The sequence below is a fragment of the Acinetobacter portensis genome (assembly GCF_023158935.1).
GTDB classification, from domain to species: domain Bacteria; phylum Pseudomonadota; class Gammaproteobacteria; order Pseudomonadales; family Moraxellaceae; genus Acinetobacter; species Acinetobacter faecalis.
The window spans coordinates 1863785-1886835 of the sequence record NZ_CP096120.1 but is presented as its reverse complement, the minus strand read 5'-3'; the positions used below and the strand labels follow the sequence as shown (position 1 = coordinate 1886835).

Below are 23051 nucleotides of genomic sequence, written 5' to 3'. Positions count from 1 at the left end.
ATACAAGAAGTGCAAAGAGCTGATATTAAAGTTTCGCCTTCTATATTTCAGCAAATACCCTAGCAAAGAATAAGAGGTCTTTTATTGCTCCAAATACAACCGTCAGTTGTCCATATATCGCTAATGTCGCTTGACCATGCGAGATTAGGCTTGGTCATTGAAAATTCTGCTCTAGTAAATTCGCATAGATTGCTCGATTATGATTGCTATTCGGGGGCTTTTAAAGTGTTTATGGTGCTTTTACTTATGCCTCTTTTGAGCCAGTCATAAAAGAATGAAACTGATACATCAAGTAATCGAACCATTAAAACAATCGGAAATAAATGTCTTTGCTGTTTCATAATTGTTGTGTACCAGTTAAATTTTCAGCCTTTACTTAATTATATCAATTCGAAAGCGTTTGCATGGAAATATCAAGCTGTCGTGCAATTTCTTAAACATTTCCTTTATTTGCTTCAGCTTTGAATTGTACGGAGTAAATATTCTGTTTTTTGCTCATGGTAAACTCCTGATGAGTATGTTTAGTTTACCAAGTCAAAGACTCTGTTTTACCAACATACATCAAGCCGTATTACGATGAAATTAAAGTATTTAAGGATGATATAAGATCTGTGAATTTTTCTCCCTGAATAACAACATGCTCTTTTAATAACTTTTCTGCAAGGAGCTCCTCACCATCTATTATGGCATTCAAAAGCGCTTCATGTTCTGAGTATGAGTGATTCATACGATTATGAACTCGTAATTGTAAGCGTCTGTAAGGATGTAGACGCTTATGAAGAGAGCTAGCTTGCTCAATAAGAAATGAATTGTGACTTGCATGATAAATAGCAAAATGGAAATTTTTATTTTCCTCGTAATATCCCTCAGAATCATTGTTGAATAAAAATTTCTCACAACTTTTATGGAGAGCAATCAATTCATTCTTTTCATCAAAATTTATACGTCTTGCTGCTAGACGGCCGCACATACCTTCTAGTTCAGCCATTACTTCAAACATTTCACATAATACGATTGGTTGGATAGTCGGGACAATAGCCCCACGTCTAGGGCGAATTTCAACGAGACCATCGGCTGCTAACAATTTTAGAGCTTCACGAATAGGTGTTCTTGAAACGTTATAGCGGTCACATAATTCTTGTTCATCTAATTTAGTACCAGGCATTAAGCGGCCAAGAATAATATCATCTTCTATTTTTTTTGTTACTTGTATAGATAGTGGTAAGTGGCTTGTTGTGTTCATAAAAGACCTTATTGTATACAAAATATATAAAAATGAGTGCAAATTGCTTGATTTTTGGACACACCTAAACTATAACTATATCAAAATATGAAAATAATTTCATTTTTAGTAATCCAGGGAGGATTAAGAAATGTTGATTTATGGAACAGCAATTCTCGCAATTTCGCATTTACTTGGCGATTTTCTTGGTAAAGCATTAGGCGCTTTAATTGGTGTTGAGGCCAATGTTGGTGGCGTAGCAATCGCAATGATTCTACTTATCTTTTTCAAAGAAGTCTTAGCTAAAAAGGGGTTACTTCCACAGACTACACAATTAGGGGTTTTGTATTGGTCTGGTATGTATATCCCGATTGTAGTTGCAATGTCAGCAGGTCAAAACGTTGTTGCTGCATTATCTGGTGGCATGGTTGGGGTGGTCGTTTCTATTGTTGCATTAGTAGCAACAGTACTTGTAATTCGTTGGTTGAATAAATCTAGTGGTGATTACGATACCTATGAGTGGCCAACTGCAGCTAATGATCAATTCAGTGCTGAGAAAAAATAATAATTGTATTAATGGAAAATTTAAAACGGAAGTTACGCTATGGATCTATTAGTAGATGTTTTAACTAAAAATGCGTTGGTTACTGCACTCGCAATAACAGGTTTGATGATGTTTGTATCTCAAATTTTGTCTAAATATTTAACCAATGGAAAACTACAGAGCTCAGCTATTGCCATCACTTTGGGATTAGTTGTTGCATATTTTGCGGGTTTATACACTGAAGGCACAAAAGGTGTTTCGGACATTGCAATATTTTCGGGATTTGCTCTTTTAGGGGGAGCAATGATTCGTGACCTTGCTATTGCATCAACAGCATTTGAGGTTGATGTAAGAGAAGTGAAAAAAGCAGGAAAAGTTGGTTTGATTGCATTGGTATTAGGTTGTGTTGTGCCTTTCGTAGCAGGTGCAGGCATTGCATGGGTGATGGGTTATAAAGATGCAGTATCAATGACCACTATTGGTGCAGGCGCTATGACGTATATTGTTGGTCCAATTACGGGGACAGCAATTGGTGCGACTTCGGACGTTATTGCATTATCAATTGCTATCGGCTTGATTAAAGCTGTGTTCTTTATGGTTGGTACGCCAATTTTGGCGAGATTCATGTACTTAAAAAGCCCTCGTTCAGCAATGATATTTGGTGGTTTGGCTGGAACTACGAGTGGTACTGCAGCGGGTCTAGCTGGTACAGATGTTCGTCTAGTTCCTTACGGCGCATTGGTTGCAACATTTTATACAGGTTTAGGCTGTTTATTAGGACCATCACTATTTTTCCTTATTGTTAAAGCAATTTTTGGTTAAAGATAAATTTGAGCCATATTATTAAGAGGATCAGTGATGAATCATGTAACGGCGAATCAGGCGTGGAATACGCAAAAAGTCAAAAGGCAAAATAAACTTGATTTTGCTAAGCAAAAAGGTTTTAGCAAACAAGTAAATGCACAGCAAGCAAGGGAATTGCTTGAAACGGTTATATCTTGTGGTGATCGTGTTTGTATTGAAGGTAATAATCAAAAGCAGGCAGATTTTCTTTCAAAGACTTTGAGCCAGTGTGATCCAGAAAAATTAAATGATTTGCATATATTGCAATCAGTGCTTGCTTTACCTAGTCATATTGATGTTTTTGAAAAAGGTATAGCATCTAAGGTAGATTTTTCTTTTGCTGGTCCTCAAAGTCTGCGTTTGGCACAGTTGGTTCAGCAACAAAAAATAAGTATTGGTTCAATACATACCTATTTAGAACTGTACGGACGTTACTTTATAGATCTTACACCAAATGTATGTTTAGTGACGGCACACTCTGCGGATCCATATGGCAATCTTTATACAGGACCAAATACTGAAGACACTCCACCTATTGTAGAAGCAACTGCATTTAAAAGTGGAATTGTTATTGCACAGGTAAATGAATTGGTTGATGAATTACCTCGAGTTGATATTCCTGGTGATTGGGTGGATTTTTTTATTGTTAGTCCAAAGCCAAATTATATAGAGCCACTATTTACTCGTGATCCTGCTCAGATTACTGAAGTGCAAATTTTAATGGCAATGATGGTGATTAAAGGAATTTATGCACCATATAAAGTTAAACGTCTAAATCATGGTATTGGATTTGATACAGCCGCGATAGAACTATTGTTACCAACATATGCAGCTTCACTGGGCTTAAAGGGTGAAATATGCACTAATTGGGCACTCAATCCACATCCAACTTTAATTCCAGCAATCGAGAGTGGCTTTGTACAGTCAGTACATAGTTTTGGCTCAGAAGTGGGTATGGAAGATTATATTACGCAGCGTTCAGATATTTTCTTTACGGGCAGTGATGGCAGTATGCGCTCTAACCGTGCCTTCAGTCAGACAGCAGGATTATATGCGTGTGATTTATTTATTGGTTCGACTTTACAAATAGATCTTGAGGGTAACAGCTCTACAGCAACAGTAGATCGTATATCTGGTTTTGGTGGTGCACCGAATATGGGCTCAGATCCACATGGCCGTCGCCACTCAAGTTATACATACCAAAAAGCAGGTCGTGAAGCAGTTGATGGTCGGTTAATAAAAGGTCGAAAACTAGTAGTTCAGATGGTAGAGACTTATCGTGAACATATGCATCCAGTATTTGTTGAGCAACTTGATGCATGGCAGCTCCAAGAAAAAATGGAAAGCGATTTACCTCCAATTATGATTTATGGTGAAGATGTCACTCACATTGTTACAGAAGAAGGAATTGCTAATCTCTTACTTTGTCGTACTCCTGAAGAGAGAGAACAGGCTATTCGTGGTGTGGCTGGTTATACCCCTATTGGTATGCAACGTGACCATGTCAAAGTGGCAGAGCTGAGAGAGCGTGGGATTATTCAGCGCCCTGAAGATTTAGGTATAGATCCAACTTTGGCAACTAGAGATTTATTGGCTGCGCAGTCTGTTAAAGATTTAGTGAAATGGTCAGATGATTTGTATAACCCACCTAGTCGTTTTAGAAATTGGTGATCACATGGAAAAATTACAGTTTCAACTTGATTCAAACAGCCCAAGTGCTACAAAAAAATCGGTAATTTGTGGTGTTGTCGGTTCTGGCAATTTAGAAATTTTAGTATCTAAAACTGAAAATCAATATCAGTGTGTGATTGAAGTAAATACATCGGCAGTGGGGTTTGAGAAAGTTTGGCATGCAGTACTGAATGAATTTTCTCAACGATATGCTGTGGGTGGTTATAAGTTTCAATTGAATGATATGGGGGCAACTCCTGCGGTAGTGAGCTTACGGTTGAGTCAGGCAGTAGTTATGCTACAAGGAGAAAGAAATGAATAAGTTAGGTATAAAAAATAGTTTTTATGAAAAAACAGCTCGCGGTCGTATTGAAGCACTTGTCGATAAAAATAGCTTTCTAGAGATATTAAAACCAGGTGAATATGCGCTTAGTCCACATTTACAGGCTTTAGATATTTCAGGAAGTTTTGATGATGGTGTCGTGATTGGTACAGCAAGTATAAATCAACAGCCTATCCATGTTATTGCACAAGAAGGGCAATTCATGGGAGGAGCTGTAGGTGAAATTCACGGTGCAAAAATTGTTGGTCTATTACTAAAAGCAATTAAAGATAGATCACAAGCGGTTGTGTTTCTAGTTGATTCAGGTGGTGTACGTTTACACGAAGCAAATGCTGGTTTGATTGCAATTTCTGAAATTATGCGTGCCATGTTGGCTGTGCGTAATGCAGGTATTCGCATTGTGACTATGATTGGCGGTACTTGTGGTGCATTTGGTGGTATGGGTATTAGCTCTTGTTTAAGTAGTCATATCATTATGACTGAAGAAGGTCGTTTAGCACTGTCAGGGCCAGAAGTGATAGAAACGGTAAAGGGGGTTGAAGAGTTTGACTCCAAAGATCGTGCTTTGGTTTGGCGAGTGACCGGTGGAAAGAATCGCTATTTGCTAGGCCATGTAGATGCATTAGTAGAAGATAATATTAATGATATCCGCGAAGTAATTTCAATGATGTTGGTTGCACCATTAAAAGCTCTAGATATTGATACATTGACTGAACAGCAAAATAGTCTGAAACATCAATATCAGAAATGGATTGGTTATAAAGATGGTTTGGATATTTGGAAAGATTTGGACATTCAACTTGCAGAAAAAATTCCAATGCTGTCGGCTAGCAAAGTGACTGAAATTAAAAAAGGATTAAATCAATGAATACAGAGCAAGTTTTAAACGCCTTATTCCCTGATCAATTAAAATATGAAATTGATGGATATTTTATCAAAGGACAAGCAACTACTGTACAAGGTGATGTTCGTATTATTGGTACAGTCAACTCAGCACCAATTAATCAAGATATAGCTATAAAAATTGCAGATGAAATTCTAGACGTAATTCGATTGGGGGAAAAGACACCTGTTGTGTTTATTGTCGATACTCAAGGTCAAGCTTTATCTCGAACAGATGAAGTACTTTGTTTAAATCGGACATTTGCACATCTAGCTTCTTGTGTTGATTTACTCCGTCGAGAGCAACATCCTAATTTTTCGCTTATTTTAGGTGAAGCTGTTAGTGGTGGCTTTTTATCATATGGATTAATGGCGAATGAGATTTATGCATTAGATGAGTCACAAGTTAAAGTCATGGATTTAAATGCTATGTCACGTGTGACCAAAATTCCTGTTGATAAATTACAGGCACTTTCGAAAAGTTCCTCTATTTTTGCGCCAGGTGTAGAAAACTTCTACAAAATGGGAGCAATTAATTCAATTTGGAAAGATTTAAATACAGATTTAGTTGCTCATGCAATTCTAAATCAGCAGCAACAAATTGAAAGTTTTAAGAGTGATCAACGTAGAAACATAGCTGAACAACGGCAAGGTCGTATGTTATGTAACGATGTAATTAGTAAGATTTTACATAGTTAAGGGAAAGATGGAAATGGATCGCCATGACTTAGCTTATTTAAACCAATCAGCAAGTGTACACTTTTGGGATGATTCCTTATCAGAACATGCAAAACATAAAGTGCTAGATTTATTGCAAGATAATGTTCCACTCACGGTGTGTCGGCAAGACCATGTTGATGAAGGGCATATTAAGCTGGCGATCAGTTGTTTTGTTGAAGGGATGAAATATCGAATAGCATTAACTATAGATCAGAGCGATCTTTCTAAAATTACACGCCCTATAGAATTACATCGTGTAGCGCATAATTTTAGTGAGTTATCTACACGAGTGTTTAGTGATTTTATTCAAAAAATGAAAATCATGGAGTGTGATATTTATGTTTATGGCTCTTATGCTTATGAATATCTAACAAAAGAGCATTATGTAAACGTAAATTCTGATTTAGATATTGTGTTATATCCAAAGTCAGAACAAGACATAACCGCAATATTAAATCAGATTCAAAAACTTAAGCAGCAAACAAATATATGTATTGATGGAGATATAAAAATCCACCCAGATTGGCATGTCTCTTTTAATGAGCTGATTAAGATTTTACCTGATATAGAACAAAAAATTATTGCGAAAGGAATTAAGCGAATAGGACTATTCACTTTAAAAGAACTATTAGGATGACTTATGCAGACACAATTATTACAACTTGATACTCAACTAGATATTCATGTTTTTGCTGATTTGATTGATCAATTAGCACAAGAAGCGCTTCTAGAAGAGGTCGGTTTAAATTTAAAGCCTGGCTTAGTTTGTCCAAATAGTCGTGGTAGCCATACAGATATGGATCATGAATTATTTTTATTGAGTATCAGCGCATTAAAAGGCTATTTCCATGATCAATTTTTGTATGGCTATCATGCTGTAGATTTTGAAAATATTAGACAGCGTGGCTTATTAGCTGAACAGCATATGTTGACAGCAACTCATGGTATCAATACGCATAAAGGTGCAATTTTTAATTTAGGATTTTCTTGTGCAGCAATTGGTAAGTGCGTTGCAGAAAATAAAGCGATAGAGGCTTCAGAAATATCCAAACTATTACAGTTAAATTGGAACCATAAATTATTACACCATCTTAAACGTCATCAATCTAATCATGGGCAACAAATGCGGGAAAAGTATGGAATAACTGGTGCCATAGAAGAGGTTGCATCAGGGTTTATTACTGTACGAGAAATTTCACTGCCATGTTTTAAACAGACATACATGAAGACTCAAAGTCTTGAACTGTCTGCTATACAGACTTTATTTAGCCTGATGGCACATGTTCAGGATACTAATATTGTTTGGCGTGGAGGTTTATCCTCATTATTAATTGTACAAGATATGGCAAAAGACTTTCTTCAAGCAGGTGGGGTTTTACAATTAAATTGGAAGCAACAAGTCCAACAAATTTGTGACTATTTTGTGCAGCAGCATTTAAGCCCTGGCGGTAGTGCAGATTTGCTTGGTGTCACCTTATTTTTATACAAGGTGGAATATGAATTTCGCAATATTATTTAGTGGTCAGGGACTTCAAACATGGCAGCATATTGAAGAGTTGTTAGCTTATGCTGTCGATGATGAAATCCGATCATGTTTACAGCAAGGTCTTCCTGAAATATTTGAAGAAAATTTACATGAATTGGATATTTACAATAATCAATTCGCTCAGCCTTTTATTTTTGCATTGCAATGGTGTAGATGGAAAAATATTAAGACCATAATTGATGATGTTGGTGCTTTTTCTGGATATTCCTTGGGAGAATTAAGTGCCTTAATTTGCTCAACAGAGACAGACCTAGCAACAGGTTTAGCACTTACAAGAGAGAGGGCTAGACTAATGTCAGGTGCTGTAAGTGAGTATGGCGGTTTAGTTTCTGTTCAGGGCCTAAATATAGTCCAGTTAAATGAGTTGCTTGCATTCACAGGAACAGAATTATCAATAAAGTTAAATGATAGCAGTTGTATTGTGGGTGGTTTATCGTCAGATCTAGAACAATTGACGAATCAAGCGAAGTTGGCAGGTGCGCAGGTTAAAGCTTTGAGTGTCTCAATTCCTTCACATACATCTCTTATGAACAGTGCTGTAGAGCCATATAGAGTTTTTTTAAATCAACAATCATTCAATACGCCTTCAGCACCTATTATTAGTGGCACAGGTGGTGTCAAATTATATAGCCAATCTCAAGCTGTTGAGATGCTTATTCATCAAATGGACCATGCAATAGATTGGCATCTATGTTTGGAATCATTAAAAGAAAATTTACCCGACGTTGTATTAGAAATTGGACCAGGTAATGCATTAAGCAAAATGATGTTAGATATTCAGCCGAATGTTATTGCAAGGTCAATTGACGATTTTAAAACCTTAAAGGGTTTGGAAGTTTGGTTACAAAGGTTGTTAGAACGTTGAGTAAACGTGATTTACACCATTATCTTCAATGAAAATATTAACGGCAAAGTGCCTAGGTGAAATGTAAAGGATTTACAAATATGCAAGATCATCAGCCAATATCTTCTATTCCGATATTACAAAAAACCACAGATAGTTTTTTTTCTTTATGTGAACGCGTGAGGAGCATTGAAGCTGTTGGAGGCATGGTGTTGTTGATATTTGCCACAATTGCAATGTTTTGGGCAAATTCACAATATGCAGACAGTTATCAAAACTTTTTACATAGTGAAATCTCATTAAATATAGCAGGTTGGGTCTTCTCAGCTGATATGCATTTTATAATTAATGATATTTTAATGACTGTATTTTTCTTGGTTGTTGGATTAGAGGTTCGTAGAGAAATACATGAGGGAGCACTAGCGGATTTACGTGTCGCATTTTTACCTATTATGGCTGCTTTTGGTGGCGTTTTAGTGCCCGCTTTAATTTATTGGGCAATTAGCTCTCCAAATATAAGCCAAGGCTGGGCAATACCAACAGCTACAGATATTGCATTTGCTGTTGGTGTATTAGCTTTACTTGGTAAAAGTGTCCCTTCTTCAGTTCGCATATTCCTACTTACATTAGCTATTATCGATGATATTGTGGCTGTTTTGATTATTGCTTTATTTTATTCAGGTGGATTAGATGTCTTTGGTTTGGGGTATTTTGTTGCAGGCGTAGCAATAATTATTCTTTTACAAAAAATGGGGATATTTTCAATATTTCCTTACGTATTTCCAAGTATCTTAATTTGGTATGGTTTATTAAAAGTTGGTGTTCATCCCTCGTTAGCAGGTGTATTAATTGGATTAATGACACCAGTTTTCTCCCGACCACACAATCTTAGTCCCTTACAACAAATTGAGAATGCATTAAATGAATATAAGCATGCAGATACATGTGATCTACAACAATCTATAACTAAACTCAAACTTGCTCAAAGAGAACTAATTAATCCTACAGAACGTGTGAGTTACTTATTTTCACCGTGGGTTGCCTTTCTGATTATGCCTTTATTTGCATTGGCTAATGCTGGAGTAGATATTGGTAATGTCGATTTAGGAGTGATAGGTTCAATGAATGCGATGATAGCAATCGCAATTGCATTGGTAGTTGGTAAGCCATTAGGAATATTTTTAACAACATGGTTCTTTATTTTTATTGGTTTAGGGCGTGTTCCTGCTGGTTTTAATTATCGCTGGTTATTTTTAATTAGTTGTTTAGCTGGCATCGGTTTCACTATGTCAATTTTTATTGCTAACCTTGCTTTTACAGATGCTATTTTACTATCTTCAGCCAAAATTGGAATTCTAATAGGTTCTAGCATTGCTGCAATTCTAGGATTGGTTATTGGTTTGTGGGTGATTTATTCGATGAAAAATAGGGGTTGTTGATATTTGCTGTTCAAAATAGCGAGTAAGTAAAATTCAATTACCAAACGAAGTTTACTTCTCGCTATGTCTAGATACATTCCTATATTTAGTTTTGAATAGCTACTACAGGCGAATCTATATTCCTAAAACAACCTGATATGGTTTAAATCCCTCTAGTACAGCCTCGGAAACTAATTGAATGAAGGCTTCCGTTTTTCCGAAAGCAATCCATTGATCTAAAAACTCATAGTATGCCAAGTGATTTTCGACTGTAATAAAGCCATGTATTGGTAGTACAGTGCATTTCACATAATGATCAAGTTTTAAAAAATCGAGAATGGTAAGTAGATTGTAATAATTTTTTTCTTTTAAAGAGGATTTGGTTATAAATTCTTCAATAGATTGAATGAAATTAAGGTTAGTGTTTAAGTTTCTGCGGAATCTAATTTCATATCTTTCGAAGAAATTAAATATATATTCAAGTTGTGGATTAATATAATTATTTCTTTTTTTATAATCATATCCACTTGTAAGTACTGGTGGTCGAACCTCAAACGCGAGTCTGATATATTTACTATTAATAAAAATATCTTTATTTGGCAATTCACGATATGAGGGGAATTTATGATATTGGGTATTAGATAAAGCTATAATTTGATTAAATCTATTTTCTTCAAGAGCGTGAATTATAATACTTCTTAAAAGCCTACTTTTTCCAACAGAGTTTTTGCCTACTAAAAAAGTATATACATTTTTATCTTGTAGTTTGAAATCATCATCAATAAATTTAAGAAAGCTTTTATTTTGTTCTAAGTTGTAAAGTATAGGCATAAAAATCCCCTAGAATTCAAGGGGATTTTATCTTGTTTTTTAAGTATTTAGCAATATGTTAAAGCGCTGCAATCTGCTCCATATTCGCTTTAATTTTCGCTAATTGGTCAGCAAACTCAGCAAGTTTCACTTTCTCGCCTTCAACCACAGCCGCAGGTGCTTTCGCCACAAAACCTTCATTGCCCAATTTAGTTGCAATTTGGTCATGCTGTTTTTGAACCTTGTCTAAGTCTTTTTGTAGACGCCCCAATTCCGCTTTCGGGTCAATTAAGCCCTTCATTGGAACGAATACAGACACATGACCTACAACAGATGAAGAAGACAATGGCGGTTGTTCTGCATCTGCAAGGAACGTAATACTTTCAACTTTAGCCAATGCTTTAAACAATGGTTCAATACGTGCGATTTGTGCTTTTTCCGCATCAGTCGTGTTTTGAAGAAGTACAGGCAACAAACGCGCATTACCTAGACCCATCTCACCACGGATGTTACGTACCGCACCAATCAAACCTTGAAGCCATTGCATATCAGCTTCAGCTTGTTCGTTGATAAGCGCTTGGTCAGCAACAGGGTACTGCGCTAACATAATTGTTTCGCCAACGATGTTTAGTTTTGGCGCAAGTGTTTGCCAGATTTCTTCTGTTAAGTAAGGCATTAATGGATGCGCTAAACGTAAAGATGCTTCCATCACAGAAAGAAGAACACGACGTACTTCAGCCTTACGCTCAACCGATACATTTTCGTCATTCAGAACAGGCTTAGTTAGTTCTACATACCAGTCACAGTATTCATTCCAAATGAACTCGTAAATCGCTTGTGCAGCCAAGTCTAAACGATACGTTGCAAATGCAGTTTGCACCGCTTGTTCAGCTTTTTGCAGACGGCTTACGATCCACTGTTCAGGCAATTCCCAAAGGTCTTGACGTTCTTCTTGACCAATCACTTGCTCTTCGCAGTTCATCATCACGAAACGTGTTGCGTTCCAGATTTTATTCGCAAAGTTACGGTAACCTTCAACACGTTTCATGTCGAACTTAATGTCACGACCGGTGTTTGCAAGCGCACAGAATGTGAAACGAACCGCATCTGTACCGTAAGATTGAATACCTTCAGGGAATTCTTTACGGGTTGATTTTTCAATCTTCGCCGCTTGTTTCGGGTTCATCAAACCAGTCGTACGTTTTTGTACTAAAGTTTCTAAATCAACACCGTCAATCAAATCTAATGGGTCAAGAACGTTACCCTTAGATTTAGACATCTTCTGACCTTCGCCATCACGTACCAAACCGTGTACATACACAGTTTTGAACGGCACTTGAGGTGTACCATCTTCATTTTTCATGAAGTGCATGGTCATCATAATCATGCGGGCAACCCAGAAGAAGATGATGTCAAAACCAGTTACAAGAACATCAGTCGGGTGGAACGTATTTAAGAAATAGTTTTCTTTATCTTTCGCAGCATCGCCAGTCCAACCTAAAGTTGAGAATGTCCAAAGACCCGATGAGAACCATGTATCAAGTACATCTTCGTCTTGATCTAATTGAACATCGGCAGGAATGTTATTTTTCGCACGAACTTCGTCTTCATTGCGTCCAACATAAACATTGCCTTCTGCATCGTACCAAGCAGGGATACGGTGACCCCACCATAATTGACGAGAAATACACCAGTCTTGAATGTTGTTCATCCAAGCCATATACATGTTGCTGTATTGCTCTGGAACGAATTTGATGTCGCCATCTTTCACTGCTTTGATTGCAGGTTCAGCAAGTGGTGCAATTTTTACATACCATTGGTCAGTCAATAACGGCTCAACGATTACACCTGAACGGTCACCGCGAGGTGGTTTCAATGTGTACGGTTGAATTTGGTCTAACCAGCCTTCAGATTCCGCTTGTTCTACTAACTTTTTACGTGCTTCAAAACGCTCTAAACCAATGTAATCTGCTGGCGCAGGAATGGTTTTAGAAATTTGCTCACCCGCTTTAGCGATGTATTCAAACTCAGCAAGAACTTCAGCATTTTTGTTGAAGATGTTGATGATTGGTAATTCGCAACGTTTACCCACTTCATAGTCATTGAAGTCATGCGCAGGAGTGATTTTTACACAGCCTGTACCGAATTCTTTGTCTACATATTCGTCTTTAACGATTGGAACAGCACGACCTGTAATTGGCAGGATGATGTTCTTGCCAACAAGTGCCACATAGCGTTCATCATCAAGCGCAACAGCAACCGCTGTATCACCTAATAAGGTTTCAGGACGAGTCGTTGCAACTACAATGTGATCTTTACCATCGTGTGTGCGAAGTGACTTATCTTCAAAGAAATATTTGAAGTGCCAAAGTGAACCTGCTTCTTCTTTATCAGACTCAACTTCTAAGTCAGAAAGGGCGGTTTGTAATTTTGGATCCCAGTTTACAAGACGTTTACCACGGTAGATCAAACCATCTTCGTGCAGTTTTACAAACACTTCTTTAACAGCATTTGATAAACCATCATCCATAGTGAAGCGTTCACGTGACCAGTCAACAGAAGAACCTAAACGACGGATTTGACGTGTAATTGTACCGCCAGATTGTTCTTTCCATTCCCAGATTTTGTCGATGAATTTTTCACGACCTAAATCATGACGGCTAATACCTTGTGCACCCAGCTGACGCTCTACAACCATTTGCGTTGCAATACCTGCGTGGTCTGTACCCGGTTGCCAAAGCGTGTTAAAACCAGACATACGCTTATGACGAGTGAGGGCATCCATAATGGCATTGTTAAAACCATGACCCATGTGCAAGCTACCGGTGACGTTTGGCGGTGGAATCATAATACAAAAAGACTCGCCATTTTCAGACGGCTTAAAGTAACCACGCTCTTCCCAAGTTTGGTACCATTTTTTCTCGATCTCAGTCGGATCGTAAGTTGTAGCAATATTTTGCGCTGAATCAGTCATAGTTCGAACAGATCAAAAGTGGATAAAAAATTGCATCTATTGTAGCAAAAAAACAGGACTTGAGGCACTTTAACCAAATGCAAACTGTATGTAATTAGAGTGATGTTGTAATAGCCTTGATATGTTATACATTTTGAAAGTTATTAATTTTTTGAAAAAGGACAAATAGATAAAGATAGACAAAGGATGTTTCTATGCAGAATATGGTTTTTCTTGGCTTGGAAAAAAATACATTTGAACAGTTTCAAAGTATTTCAGAGCGCTTAAAACAAGGAACTTCATCGAGTATTGCTCAAGAATTAGGTCAAGTTTTAGCAGAGATGTCTTGTCATGTAGTTGATCAAGTTTTTGGAGAAATTGCGAAAATTCGTGCGCATACTGATTTAGAGTCTGAAAATACCTTACAGCAAATTAAAGATAATTTAAAAAAATATATGCCTTGGGCAATTGCCCTTTTTAGTAATGAGCGTTTAAATCCATTGGTTGAATATTTACAAACGCAAATGCAGTGTAAAAATGAGCAACATTTTTTGACGTATCGAGTAGATCAATCTTTACTAAATGACGCTATAAATTACATGGCGCAAATTGAAAAGGGGGATCAATCTTATATTGTGCCAGCCTTTCAAGTATTTACTAAAATTGTCGATCAAGGTATTGATCAACTTATTTATGCGCCAAAAAAAATGTTGAAATTTAATTTTGTAGTCGATAAAACCCTAACAGGTGTTATTCATTTAACAACACAGTTGGGTTATAAACGTATTGAAAAGGTTTCAACGCAGTTCGATTTTATTCATGCACAAAAAACATTAATGCACTTTTTTAGCTTTTTAGAACAGCCAAATCAACCATCTACATAGGGGAATATCAGATGACCACTTCAAAAGAATTAGACCAAAAAGTTGTTTGGATTACAGGCGCTTCTTCAGGGTTAGGAAAGGCATTAGCTGTTGAATGTGCGAATCGCGGTGCACAAGTTGTTTTATCTGCACGTCGTTTAGAAGAATTAGAAAAAGTTCGTGCAGAGCTTGTTGAGCCGAATAAGCATTTATCTGTTGTTTTAGATGTAACCGATGAAAGCCAAGTGCAAAATGCGTATGAAATTGTTCTTAAAGAAAAGGGAAAAATTGATTGGCTAATTAATAATGCAGGTTTAAGTCAACGTGCATTAATTACAGATACAACCATGGAAACTGAACGTAAAATCATGGAGATTGATTATTTCTCGCAAGTGAATTTAACCAAAACAGTTTTACCAACATTCTTAACGCAAAAAACGGGTCGCATTGTATTTGTTTCAAGTGTTGCAGGATTATTGGGTACACAATATCGCGCAACGTATTCGGCTGCAAAAGGTGCAATTCATATGTGGGCAAATAGCTTACGTGCTGAAGTTGCAAATGAAGGTGTAAATGTTTCCGTGATTTTCCCAGGTTTTGTAAAAACCAATGTTTCATTTAATGCTTTAAATGGTGCAGGGCAACCACAACAACATCAAGATGATGCAATTGAAAATGGTTTAGAAGCAAATGAGTTTGCCAAAATTGCGGTGAATACTTTGGTGAAAGGGCAGGAATATATTGTCATTGGTGGGCAAAAAGAAGTACTTGGCACATGGATTTCACGTTTATCACCAAGCACACTTTATAAAATGATTCGCAAAACTAAAGTGAAATAAAACTATAAAAGCCTCCCTTTTTTAAAAGGGAGGTTGGTGGGATTATGAAACATAAAATCTTATTTTTTAATTGCAGTCCCATAAGCAAAAACTTCAACCATTCCGCCTTGCATACCCAATTCTGTGGTACTTAAACGTAATCCTAAAATTTCAGTTGCTCCCATTTTTTCAGCTTCTAGTTTTAAGCGAATAACAGCTTCACGTCTTGCACGTTCTACAATACTTTCGTAACTTGTTAAACGTCCGCCAAAGAAATTCTGAATATTGGCAATTACATATTTAAAGTAGTCATGAGAAATGACTACATTGCTACTCACAAGCTGACCTGTCGCTTCACTGGTTTTAAAACGATTCGTTTCTATGCGTATATAAGCCAGACGATTTTCTTGTTCTTTCAATGCTTGGAAATGTTTTCGTTCTGTATGTCGACCAAAGCCCCAGCCAATTGAAAACAAGACAACAAAAATGGCAACTTTTAGTAAAAAAGCATCCATGTGCATTAACCTTGGGTAGGAAATGGATTTGGAATAGGTGCTAAATTTGTTTCTACAATAACTGCTGTGCCATATACAAAAAGCTCAGATGCACCTTGAGCAATGTTTGACGTAGAAAAGCGTATGCCGACAATTGCATTAGCACCTAAAGATTGTGCCTTTTCAATCATACGTTGCATTGCTTCTTGACGAGATTCTTCTAAAAGTTCTGTATAGCCTTTAAGCTCACCACCAACAATATTTTTTAAACCTGCCATTAAGTCGCGACCAACATGTTTACTGCGAACAGTACTTCCATAAACAACATCGAGTTGACGACTAATTTTATGACCTGGAACGGACTCTAAATTGCTTAATAACATAAATATTATTTCTAAAAATTACTAAGTATGAAGATATGAAAAATTAACTATAAATGCAATAAAAAGCCCACCGAAGTGGGCTTTTTACTTTAAATCAAAACATTATTTTTGATCTACTTTTTTGTATTTAACATCTGAAGAAGAGGGCTGTTTTTCCACTTCATCAGTTGTGTTGGCTTTTACGCCACCACCTAAAGTTTTGTAAAGTTCAACTTGGTTGTTTAGGTTTGCTTGCTCTAAAAGCAATAAGCCTTGTTCTGCACCATAAGCAGAACGTTGTGCATCTAATACAGTTAAGTAGCTATCAATACCTGCACGGAAGCGAGCATTTGAAAGTTTATACGTTGTATTTGTTGCATCAACCAAACGACGTTGAGCTGCTAAACGATCACCAATATTTTGACGAACAGCAAGCGCATCATTTACTTCACGGAAAGCAGATTGAATAGATTTTTCATAATCAGATAAAGCAATTTCTTGATCTGTTTTTGAGATTTTAATATTCGCTCTACGTGTGCCCCAATCGAAAATTGGAAGATCTAGGCTAGGACCAATAGACCAAGCAAAATTACCAGATTTAAATAAATTGTTTAAATCTGTAGATGCGTAGCCTGCGCTACCAGTCAAACTAATTGTTGGGAATAAACGAGCTTTCGCCGCACCAATATTTGCACCTGCAGCTGAAAGTTTATATTCCGCAGCACGAACATCAGGACGATTATTTAATAAATCGCTTGGTAAGCCAGCACCAATAGAATTTGTATTGGTAATGTGCATTACACGTTGTGCAGGAAGTAAGTTTTCAGGAACTGTTTCACCTACAAGTAGGTTTAATAAGTTCTTCGCTTGAGCAACTTGAGTTTTATAATTCGCAACATCGTTACGTGCCGTTTCAACAGAAATTTGCGCTTGACGCACAGGAATTTCACTGTCGATACCTACATCAAAACGTTTTTTGTTGAGGTTGTAAGACTCTAATTGAGCTTTAAGTGTTTGTTCTGCAAGCTTCAAGTTTGCATTTGCAAAAGCATGATTTAACCATGCTTGCGCAACTTGGCTAATTAAAGCAATTTGCGTTGCATCGCGTGCACTCGACGTTGCTAAATAAGTATCTAAAGCATTGTCTTTTAAGCTACGGACACGACCCCAAAAGTCAAGTTCGTACGCCGTTACACCCAAACCAACATTGTAAGATGAATAAGGGTTATTCGGATCTCGAGTAGGCGTTACTTGACGTAAAACACTACCACTTGCACCAATTGTTGGAAGTTGGTTGTTTTCAGTAATTTGATACTGTTGCTGCGCACGCTGAATGTTTAATGCAGCAATACGTAAATCACGGTTATTAGTCAATGCTAAATCTAACACTTGTAATAAGCGTTGATCTGCAAAGAAATTTTTATAACCTTGTTCAGCAACAGAAGTACCAGAAGCATTGGTATAGCTACTTGGAATACTTGCTTTCACTACGGGCTCTGGGCCACGCATGCTTTGACATGCAGTCAAAGCAAGCGCAAGTGCAGAAACCGCAATGCTACGACCTGAAATAGACCATATTTTTTGCATCACGATGATTGCTCCTGATTATTTTGTTGTTTTGGTTTGTACTTAAAGATACTTCGTACCCAAATATAGAATACAGGGATAAAGAAAATACCAAGAAGTGTTGAGCTAATTACGCCACCAAGTACGCCATAACCCACAGAGTGCTGACTACCTGCACCAGCACCTGAAGCAAGTGCAAGAGGAAGTACACCAAAACCAAAAGCTAAGGTTGTCATAATGATTGGACGTAAACGCATTTTCGCTGCATGTAAAGTTGCATCGAAAAGTTCTTCACCTTTTTCTTGAAGTTCTTTTGCAAACTCAACAATCAAAATCGCATTTTTAGCAGATAGACCAATTACAGCAATTAGGGCAACTTTAAAGTAAATGTTATTCGAAAGATTTGGATCTTTTGTTAATAACATACCTAGATAGGTTAGCAATACTGCACCAACAATACCCAGTGGAATCACCATAATTACAGAGAATGGAATAGACCAACTTTCATACAATGCAGCTAGGCAAAGGAATACGATAAGAATCGAAAGTGCCATTAGGAATGGAGTTTGAGAGCCAGAATCACGTTCTTCTAGAGATAAACCAGTCCACTCATAATCGAAGCCTTGCAAGCCCATAGATGGTAACTTAGCCGCAATTTCTTCCATTGCTAACATTGCATCACCAGAACTGACACCAGGAGCCGGTGTACCTTGAATGTTCATAGAGGCAATACCGTTATAACGCTCAAGACGCGGTGAACCATAAGTCCATTCGCCAGTTGCGAATGCAGAGAATGGAACCATAGTGCCTTGGTTGTTACGAACGTACCATTTGTTCAAGTCTTCAGGCACCATACGTGCATTTGCTTCGCCTTGAACATAAACTTTCTTCACACGACCACGATCAACGAAGTCATTAATGTAAGAACCACTCCAAGCCATACCCATAGTCGCATTGATTTCCGCAATACTAATGCCCATAGCACCTGCTTGCGCTTGATCTACAGTGATTTTGTATTGAGGAGTATCCTCTTGGCCATTTGGACGTACGCCTGTTAAGCGCTTATCTTGAGCCGCTAAACCAAGAATGGTATTTCGTGCAGCAAGAAGAGCATCGTGACCTTGACCACCTGCATCCTTAAGTTGGAAGTTAAAGCCTGCACTTACACCCAATTCAGGCATTGCAGGAAGTTGTAATGGCATGATGTAAGATGCATCTTTCACAATCATGTTCAGCGCCATACCACGTTGGATAATTGCACCTACTTGTGATTCTGGTGTAGTACGTTCGCTCCAATCTTTCAATTTAATGAAAGCAAGACCAGCATTTTGACCAACACCTGTAAACGAGAAGCCCGCTACACTAAATACAGATTCGACATAATCTTTTTCATTGTTCAAGAAATAGTTAGTCATTGCTGTAACGGTTTTATCTGTACGGTCTAAAGATGCGTTTGGCGGTAATTGAACTAAGGTCATCACGACACCTTGGTCTTCATCTGGAAGGAATGAAGTCGGTAGTTTTGTGAATAACAGTCCCATTACTGCAATAACAGCAACATAAATCACGCCAGAGAAGACTTTCGCGTGTGTTAAGCGGTTTACACCACCTTGGTATTTGGTTGCTAGCTTGTCAAAATTAGTATTGAACGAACGGAAGAAACGAGCAAAGAAACCATTGCTTTCAGCTTTGTTTGGATCATGTTGTTTTAACATGGTGGCACAAAGCGCAGGTGTAAATGTAAGTGCAACAATTAATGAAAGAATCATTGCAGTTACAAGTGTTACAGAGAATTGACGATAAATTACACCTGTTGTACCACTCATGAATGCCATTGGTACGAATACTGCAGTCAATACAGAAGTAATACCAATTAACGCACCTGAAATTTGCTTCATTGAATTTTCAGTGGCTGTAACAGGATCTAAATGTTCCTCAACCATTAATCGTTCAACGTTTTCGACCACAACAATCGCATCATCTACCAATAGACCAATGGCAAGAACCATTGCGAACATAGTGAGCGTGTTAATTGAGAAACCGAATACATTAATAACTGCAAATGTACCTAATACAACAACAGGAACTGCCATTGTTGGAATAATCGTGGCACGCCAGTTTTGCAAGAATAAGAACATTACAAGGAATACAAGTACAACAGCTTCGATTAACGTGTGTACTACACTTTCAATTGAAAGTTGAATAAACGGCGTTGTATCGAATGCCAGTTGGTCTTTCATGCCTTCTGGGTAGTTATGACGTAACTCGCTTAAACGTGCTTCAACAGCTTTTGCTGTATCGAGTGCATTCGCACCTGTCGCAAGTTTAATTGCAACACCACCAGCAGCCTTACCATTAAATTTAGAATCGAATTGGTAGTTATCTGCACCTAGTTCAACACGAGCAACATCACTTAAGCGAACTTGAGCACCATTTGCTGTGTTTTTAAGGAAGATATTTTTAAACTCTTCAGGTGTTTGTAATAAACTCTGAGCATTTACAGTCGCGTTGAGTACTTGACCTTCAACAGATGGGGCACCACCTAATTGACCTACTGCAACTTGAGCATTTTGAGTACGTAAAGCTGTTGCAATATCACTAGGAGTAACTTGCAAACTTGCCATTTTGGATGGATCCATCCAAATACGCATTGCATAAGAACCACCAAATACTTGTACTTCACCAACACCAGCAACACGGCTAAGCGGTTCTGAAATATTAGAGTTTACATAGTCTTTAATGTCATCTGCAGAAAGGCTGTCATTTGTCGAATAGAATGCTAAAACTTGTAAAAAGCTTGCACCAGATTTCGTTACTTTTACACCTTGACGTTGAACATCTTCAGGTAAAAGGGCAGTTGCAGATTGTAATTTGTTTTGAACTTGAACTTGTGCGATATCTGGATCGACGCCTTGTTCAAAGTTAATTGAAATAGATGCTTGACCGTTACCCGCACTATTTGAAGAAATATAGCGTAAGCCATCTAGACCATTCATCTGTTGTTCAATGATCTGAGTTACAGTATTTTCAACAGTTTCGGCAGATGCACCAGGGTACGTCGCAGAAATTGTGACAGTGGGTGGTGCAATGGTCGGATACTGTGCAATTGGCATTTTTGTTAGGGTAAGAATACCAGCTAACATAATCACCAATGCAATCACCCAAGCAAAAATTGGGCGATGGATAAAGAATTGAGCCATTCAGTCTACCCCTTATTTATTTGAAGTAGCTTTTTGTTCGGTAGTCGCCGCAGGTTGAGCACCTTGAGGAGCAGCACCTTGTGGCTGATATGGTTTAGCAACTACAGCTTGTTCAGGTTTTACTTTCGCAATACCATCAACAATCACTTTGTCACCAGCTTTTAAGCCTTCAGTCACAATCCAGTCTTTACCTTGAGTTGCTACAGTTGTTACAGGACGTGGTTCAACTTGACCCTTCGCATTTACAATCATAGCCATTGCTTGACCTGTTGGCGTGCGAGTAAGCGCTGCCTGAGGAATAAGGTAAGCATTTGGAATTACACCTTGTACGATTTGTGCATTTGCAAACATACCAGGAAGTAGTAAATGATTTGGGTTCGGGAATACTGCACGTAAAGTAACAGTACCAGTATCTGGATTCACGCTTGCATCAGAAAACGCTAAACGACCTTCAACACCATAATCGCTGCCATCTTCAAGCTTTAACTTCACTTTAGTGTTGTTGCTGCTATCTAAACTACCTTTGCTTAATTGTTGACGTAAACGCAATAGCTCAGCGCTAGATTGGTTAATATCAACATAAATAGGGTCTAGACGTTGAACTGTTACTAAAGGCGCTTCTTGGTTTGCTGTTACTAATGCACCAGCAGTGATTGTTGAACGGTTTGTTTGACCTGAAATAGGTGAACGAACAGTTGAATAGCCTAAATTGATTTCAGCATTTTTAACTTCAGCACGAGAAGCTGCAACATCTGCTTCAGCTAATTTTACTTGAGCTACAATGTCATCATATTCTTGTTTAGAAATGGCATTTGTACCTACAAGTTGACGGTAACGACCTTCTTTAATACGTAACACATTTAGGTTTGCTTGTTGGCGAGTTAGAGCAGCACGAGCACTGTCAGCACTTGCACGATTAGTACGAGAGTCAATTTCATACAGCGCTTGACCTTCACGTACATAACTACCTTCAGCAAATAAACGCTTAAGGACAACACCACTTGTTTGTGGGCGTACTTCTGAAATTTCAAATGCAGTTGTACGACCTGAAAGTTCTACAGACTGTTCTACGCTTTGAGGTTGTGCAACGATAACACCAACTTCAGTAGGTGGCATTTGTTGAGCTGCAGCAGCTTGCTGAGCATCCTTGGGATCTTTGCTACAACCAACAAGTGCAATACTTGTTGCTAATGCGCAAGCAGTCAGGGCTGGTGCCCAAAGCTTTGCCGACATCATTCTTCCACCTCAATTAGATTTTCTATCTAAATTATAAATTCTTTTGCACCACAGTATTTGATGGAAATCAGATAGAGCAGTGACGTCCAAATTAAACCTATATCCCGACTAGAAATGACATCGGGATGGACATATATACCTAGGTACAGTCTAGATACCCCAATAAATAAGCATCCACATAAAGTTAATACTTTAAATTGCAGATGTTACAAATTGGTGTGTATAAATAAGTAACCTAAAATTGCAACATAGAAAGTATGTGCGCTTGGGTGTGAATCCCAAAAATTCGACTATTTGGAAGTTTGAGGATGGGCAAAATATGGAGACTAAATATATTAACGTCCAAAGAATTGCAATGCTCTCAACGATTGCCAAAAAGTAGAATGCAATAACCATATATTTTTATAACAAGACATGTATATAACACATTATGTGGCTATAAATAATACAGAAATTGTGTTGCCAATAGTTGATAAATTAACGGTTATTTCATTAAAAAGTCTATTCTAAAAAGACATAAGCGTTAGATAAAGCTTAAGTTAAAAGATTTTAGACTTTGTGTATTTGTATATAAAATACTGATTAATAATAGAAAACAACCTAAATTAGTCGGATTTATTGGCATGTTGAAATTTTTGTTGTTTCAACAGGCTAAAGTGCACCTAATAAGGAAAATAAAGTGTACCCGTCAGTACACTTTTTTTCAAGCGCATATT

The 23051-nt window shown here is 37.6% G+C and carries 20 protein-coding genes and 1 pseudogene; 12 read left to right on the top strand and 9 right to left on the bottom strand.

Annotation, left to right across the window (positions count from 1 at the left end; genetic code table 11):
- Nucleotides 1–89: 89 nt before the first annotated feature.
- Nucleotides 90–499: pseudogene (locus MZO21_RS09470) on the bottom strand (hypothetical protein); the annotation flags it as partial.
- Nucleotides 500–571: 72 nt separating this feature from the next.
- Entirely contained in the window at nt 572–1243 is a 672-nt protein-coding gene (locus tag MZO21_RS09465; protein WP_248102191.1) for a GntR family transcriptional regulator, read from the bottom strand.
- Between the two features lie 130 nt (nt 1244–1373).
- Here MZO21_RS09465 and madL point away from each other — a divergent pair, with 130 nt between their 5' ends.
- From madL to nhaA, 10 genes are all read left to right on the top strand, one after another.
- Nucleotides 1374–1787 (top strand): malonate transporter subunit MadL, encoded by a 414-nt coding sequence (gene madL, locus MZO21_RS09460; protein ID WP_248102194.1) that lies wholly within the window; start codon nt 1374–1376, stop codon nt 1785–1787.
- Between the two features lie 39 nt (nt 1788–1826).
- A complete protein-coding gene (gene madM, locus MZO21_RS09455) occupies nt 1827–2588 on the top strand; it encodes a malonate transporter subunit MadM (RefSeq protein ID WP_248102197.1) in 762 nt (253 codons plus the stop codon).
- A 36-nt stretch (nt 2589–2624) separates the two neighbouring features.
- On the top strand, nt 2625–4280 hold the full coding sequence (gene mdcA / locus MZO21_RS09450) for a malonate decarboxylase subunit alpha (protein WP_248102199.1): 1656 nt from the start codon (nt 2625–2627) through the stop codon (nt 4278–4280).
- Between the two features lie 4 nt (nt 4281–4284).
- Nucleotides 4285–4602, top strand: coding sequence for a malonate decarboxylase acyl carrier protein (mdcC, locus tag MZO21_RS09445; protein WP_248102202.1), 318 nt, complete (start codon nt 4285–4287; stop codon nt 4600–4602).
- Nucleotides 4595–5491, top strand: a complete 897-nt coding sequence (locus tag MZO21_RS09440) for a biotin-independent malonate decarboxylase subunit beta (protein ID WP_248102205.1) — start codon at nt 4595–4597, stop codon at nt 5489–5491. The genes mdcC and MZO21_RS09440 overlap by 8 nt, the downstream gene beginning before the upstream one ends.
- Complete coding sequence (gene mdcE / locus MZO21_RS09435; RefSeq protein ID WP_248102208.1) at nt 5488–6204, top strand: biotin-independent malonate decarboxylase subunit gamma; 717 nt, start codon at nt 5488–5490, stop codon at nt 6202–6204. The genes MZO21_RS09440 and mdcE overlap by 4 nt, the downstream gene beginning before the upstream one ends.
- Before the next feature lie 13 nt (nt 6205–6217).
- Nucleotides 6218–6862 carry a malonate decarboxylase holo-[acyl-carrier-protein] synthase gene (gene mdcG / locus MZO21_RS09430; protein WP_248102211.1) on the top strand — a complete coding sequence of 215 codons (645 nt, stop codon included), beginning with the start codon at nt 6218–6220 and terminating at the stop codon, nt 6860–6862.
- 3 nt (nt 6863–6865) lie between these two features.
- Nucleotides 6866–7744 carry a triphosphoribosyl-dephospho-CoA synthase MdcB gene (mdcB, locus tag MZO21_RS09425; protein WP_248102214.1) on the top strand — a complete coding sequence of 293 codons (879 nt, stop codon included), beginning with the start codon at nt 6866–6868 and terminating at the stop codon, nt 7742–7744.
- Complete coding sequence (locus MZO21_RS09420) at nt 7722–8636, top strand: acyltransferase domain-containing protein (RefSeq protein ID WP_248102217.1); 915 nt, start codon at nt 7722–7724, stop codon at nt 8634–8636. Before mdcB ends, MZO21_RS09420 begins: the two co-directional genes overlap by 23 nt.
- An 80-nt stretch (nt 8637–8716) precedes the next feature.
- A complete protein-coding gene (nhaA, locus tag MZO21_RS09415) occupies nt 8717–10054 on the top strand; it encodes a Na+/H+ antiporter NhaA (protein ID WP_248102220.1) in 1338 nt (445 codons plus the stop codon).
- A gap of 114 nt (nt 10055–10168) precedes the next feature.
- Here the strand turns inward: nhaA and MZO21_RS15140 are convergent, their stop codons facing one another.
- Both MZO21_RS15140 and MZO21_RS09405 read right to left on the bottom strand, forming a co-directional pair.
- Nucleotides 10169–10864 carry a hypothetical protein gene (locus MZO21_RS15140; protein ID WP_348983666.1) on the bottom strand — a complete coding sequence of 232 codons (696 nt, stop codon included), beginning with the start codon at nt 10862–10864 and terminating at the stop codon, nt 10169–10171.
- A gap of 58 nt (nt 10865–10922) precedes the next feature.
- Nucleotides 10923–13817 (bottom strand): valine--tRNA ligase, encoded by a 2895-nt coding sequence (locus MZO21_RS09405; RefSeq protein ID WP_248102223.1) that lies wholly within the window; start codon nt 13815–13817, stop codon nt 10923–10925.
- A gap of 194 nt (nt 13818–14011) precedes the next feature.
- Between MZO21_RS09405 and MZO21_RS09400 the strand changes: the two genes are divergently transcribed.
- Together MZO21_RS09400 and MZO21_RS09395 are read left to right on the top strand one after the other, a co-directional pair.
- Nucleotides 14012–14680, top strand: coding sequence for a hypothetical protein (locus MZO21_RS09400; protein ID WP_248102226.1), 669 nt, complete (start codon nt 14012–14014; stop codon nt 14678–14680).
- Between the two features lie 11 nt (nt 14681–14691).
- Nucleotides 14692–15498, top strand: a complete 807-nt coding sequence (locus MZO21_RS09395; protein ID WP_248102228.1) for an SDR family oxidoreductase — start codon at nt 14692–14694, stop codon at nt 15496–15498.
- A gap of 59 nt (nt 15499–15557) precedes the next feature.
- Here the strand turns inward: MZO21_RS09395 and MZO21_RS09390 are convergent, their stop codons facing one another.
- The 5 genes from MZO21_RS09390 to MZO21_RS09370 form a co-directional block, all read right to left on the bottom strand.
- Entirely contained in the window at nt 15558–15992 is a 435-nt protein-coding gene (locus MZO21_RS09390; RefSeq protein WP_154772281.1) for a YbjQ family protein, read from the bottom strand.
- A gap of 5 nt (nt 15993–15997) precedes the next feature.
- Nucleotides 15998–16354, bottom strand: a complete 357-nt coding sequence (locus tag MZO21_RS09385) for a YbjQ family protein (RefSeq protein ID WP_154772282.1) — start codon at nt 16352–16354, stop codon at nt 15998–16000.
- Nucleotides 16355–16456: 102 nt separating this feature from the next.
- Nucleotides 16457–17920: a multidrug efflux RND transporter AdeIJK outer membrane channel subunit AdeK gene (gene adeK / locus MZO21_RS09380; protein ID WP_248102254.1), complete on the bottom strand. Its 1464-nt coding sequence runs from the start codon at nt 17918–17920 to the stop codon at nt 16457–16459.
- Nucleotides 17920–21099: an efflux RND transporter permease subunit gene (locus MZO21_RS09375; protein ID WP_248102230.1), complete on the bottom strand. Its 3180-nt coding sequence runs from the start codon at nt 21097–21099 to the stop codon at nt 17920–17922. Before MZO21_RS09375 ends, adeK begins: the two co-directional genes overlap by 1 nt.
- Nucleotides 21100–21111: 12 nt before the next feature.
- Nucleotides 21112–22335, bottom strand: a complete 1224-nt coding sequence (locus MZO21_RS09370) for an efflux RND transporter periplasmic adaptor subunit (protein WP_248102233.1) — start codon at nt 22333–22335, stop codon at nt 21112–21114.
- Nucleotides 22336–23051: the final 716 nt, after the last annotated feature.

Coding starts and splice junctions, on each gene's coding strand:
- MZO21_RS09465 (WP_248102191.1), bottom strand. CDS start 1,243: ATGAACACAACAAGCCACTTACCACTATCTATACAAGTAACAAAAAAA.
- madL (WP_248102194.1), top strand. CDS start 1,374: ATGTTGATTTATGGAACAGCAATTCTCGCAATTTCGCATTTACTTGGC.
- madM (WP_248102197.1), top strand. CDS start 1,827: ATGGATCTATTAGTAGATGTTTTAACTAAAAATGCGTTGGTTACTGCA.
- mdcA (WP_248102199.1), top strand. CDS start 2,625: ATGAATCATGTAACGGCGAATCAGGCGTGGAATACGCAAAAAGTCAAA.
- mdcC (WP_248102202.1), top strand. CDS start 4,285: ATGGAAAAATTACAGTTTCAACTTGATTCAAACAGCCCAAGTGCTACA.
- MZO21_RS09440 (WP_248102205.1), top strand. CDS start 4,595: ATGAATAAGTTAGGTATAAAAAATAGTTTTTATGAAAAAACAGCTCGC.
- mdcE (WP_248102208.1), top strand. CDS start 5,488: ATGAATACAGAGCAAGTTTTAAACGCCTTATTCCCTGATCAATTAAAA.
- mdcG (WP_248102211.1), top strand. CDS start 6,218: ATGGATCGCCATGACTTAGCTTATTTAAACCAATCAGCAAGTGTACAC.
- mdcB (WP_248102214.1), top strand. CDS start 6,866: ATGCAGACACAATTATTACAACTTGATACTCAACTAGATATTCATGTT.
- MZO21_RS09420 (WP_248102217.1), top strand. CDS start 7,722: ATGAATTTCGCAATATTATTTAGTGGTCAGGGACTTCAAACATGGCAG.
- nhaA (WP_248102220.1), top strand. CDS start 8,717: ATGCAAGATCATCAGCCAATATCTTCTATTCCGATATTACAAAAAACC.
- MZO21_RS15140 (WP_348983666.1), bottom strand. CDS start 10,864: ATGCCTATACTTTACAACTTAGAACAAAATAAAAGCTTTCTTAAATTT.
- MZO21_RS09405 (WP_248102223.1), bottom strand. CDS start 13,817: ATGACTGATTCAGCGCAAAATATTGCTACAACTTACGATCCGACTGAG.
- MZO21_RS09400 (WP_248102226.1), top strand. CDS start 14,012: ATGCAGAATATGGTTTTTCTTGGCTTGGAAAAAAATACATTTGAACAG.
- MZO21_RS09395 (WP_248102228.1), top strand. CDS start 14,692: ATGACCACTTCAAAAGAATTAGACCAAAAAGTTGTTTGGATTACAGGC.
- MZO21_RS09390 (WP_154772281.1), bottom strand. CDS start 15,992: ATGGATGCTTTTTTACTAAAAGTTGCCATTTTTGTTGTCTTGTTTTCA.
- MZO21_RS09385 (WP_154772282.1), bottom strand. CDS start 16,354: ATGTTATTAAGCAATTTAGAGTCCGTTCCAGGTCATAAAATTAGTCGT.
- adeK (WP_248102254.1), bottom strand. CDS start 17,920: ATGCAAAAAATATGGTCTATTTCAGGTCGTAGCATTGCGGTTTCTGCA.
- MZO21_RS09375 (WP_248102230.1), bottom strand. CDS start 21,099: ATGGCTCAATTCTTTATCCATCGCCCAATTTTTGCTTGGGTGATTGCA.
- MZO21_RS09370 (WP_248102233.1), bottom strand. CDS start 22,335: ATGATGTCGGCAAAGCTTTGGGCACCAGCCCTGACTGCTTGCGCATTA.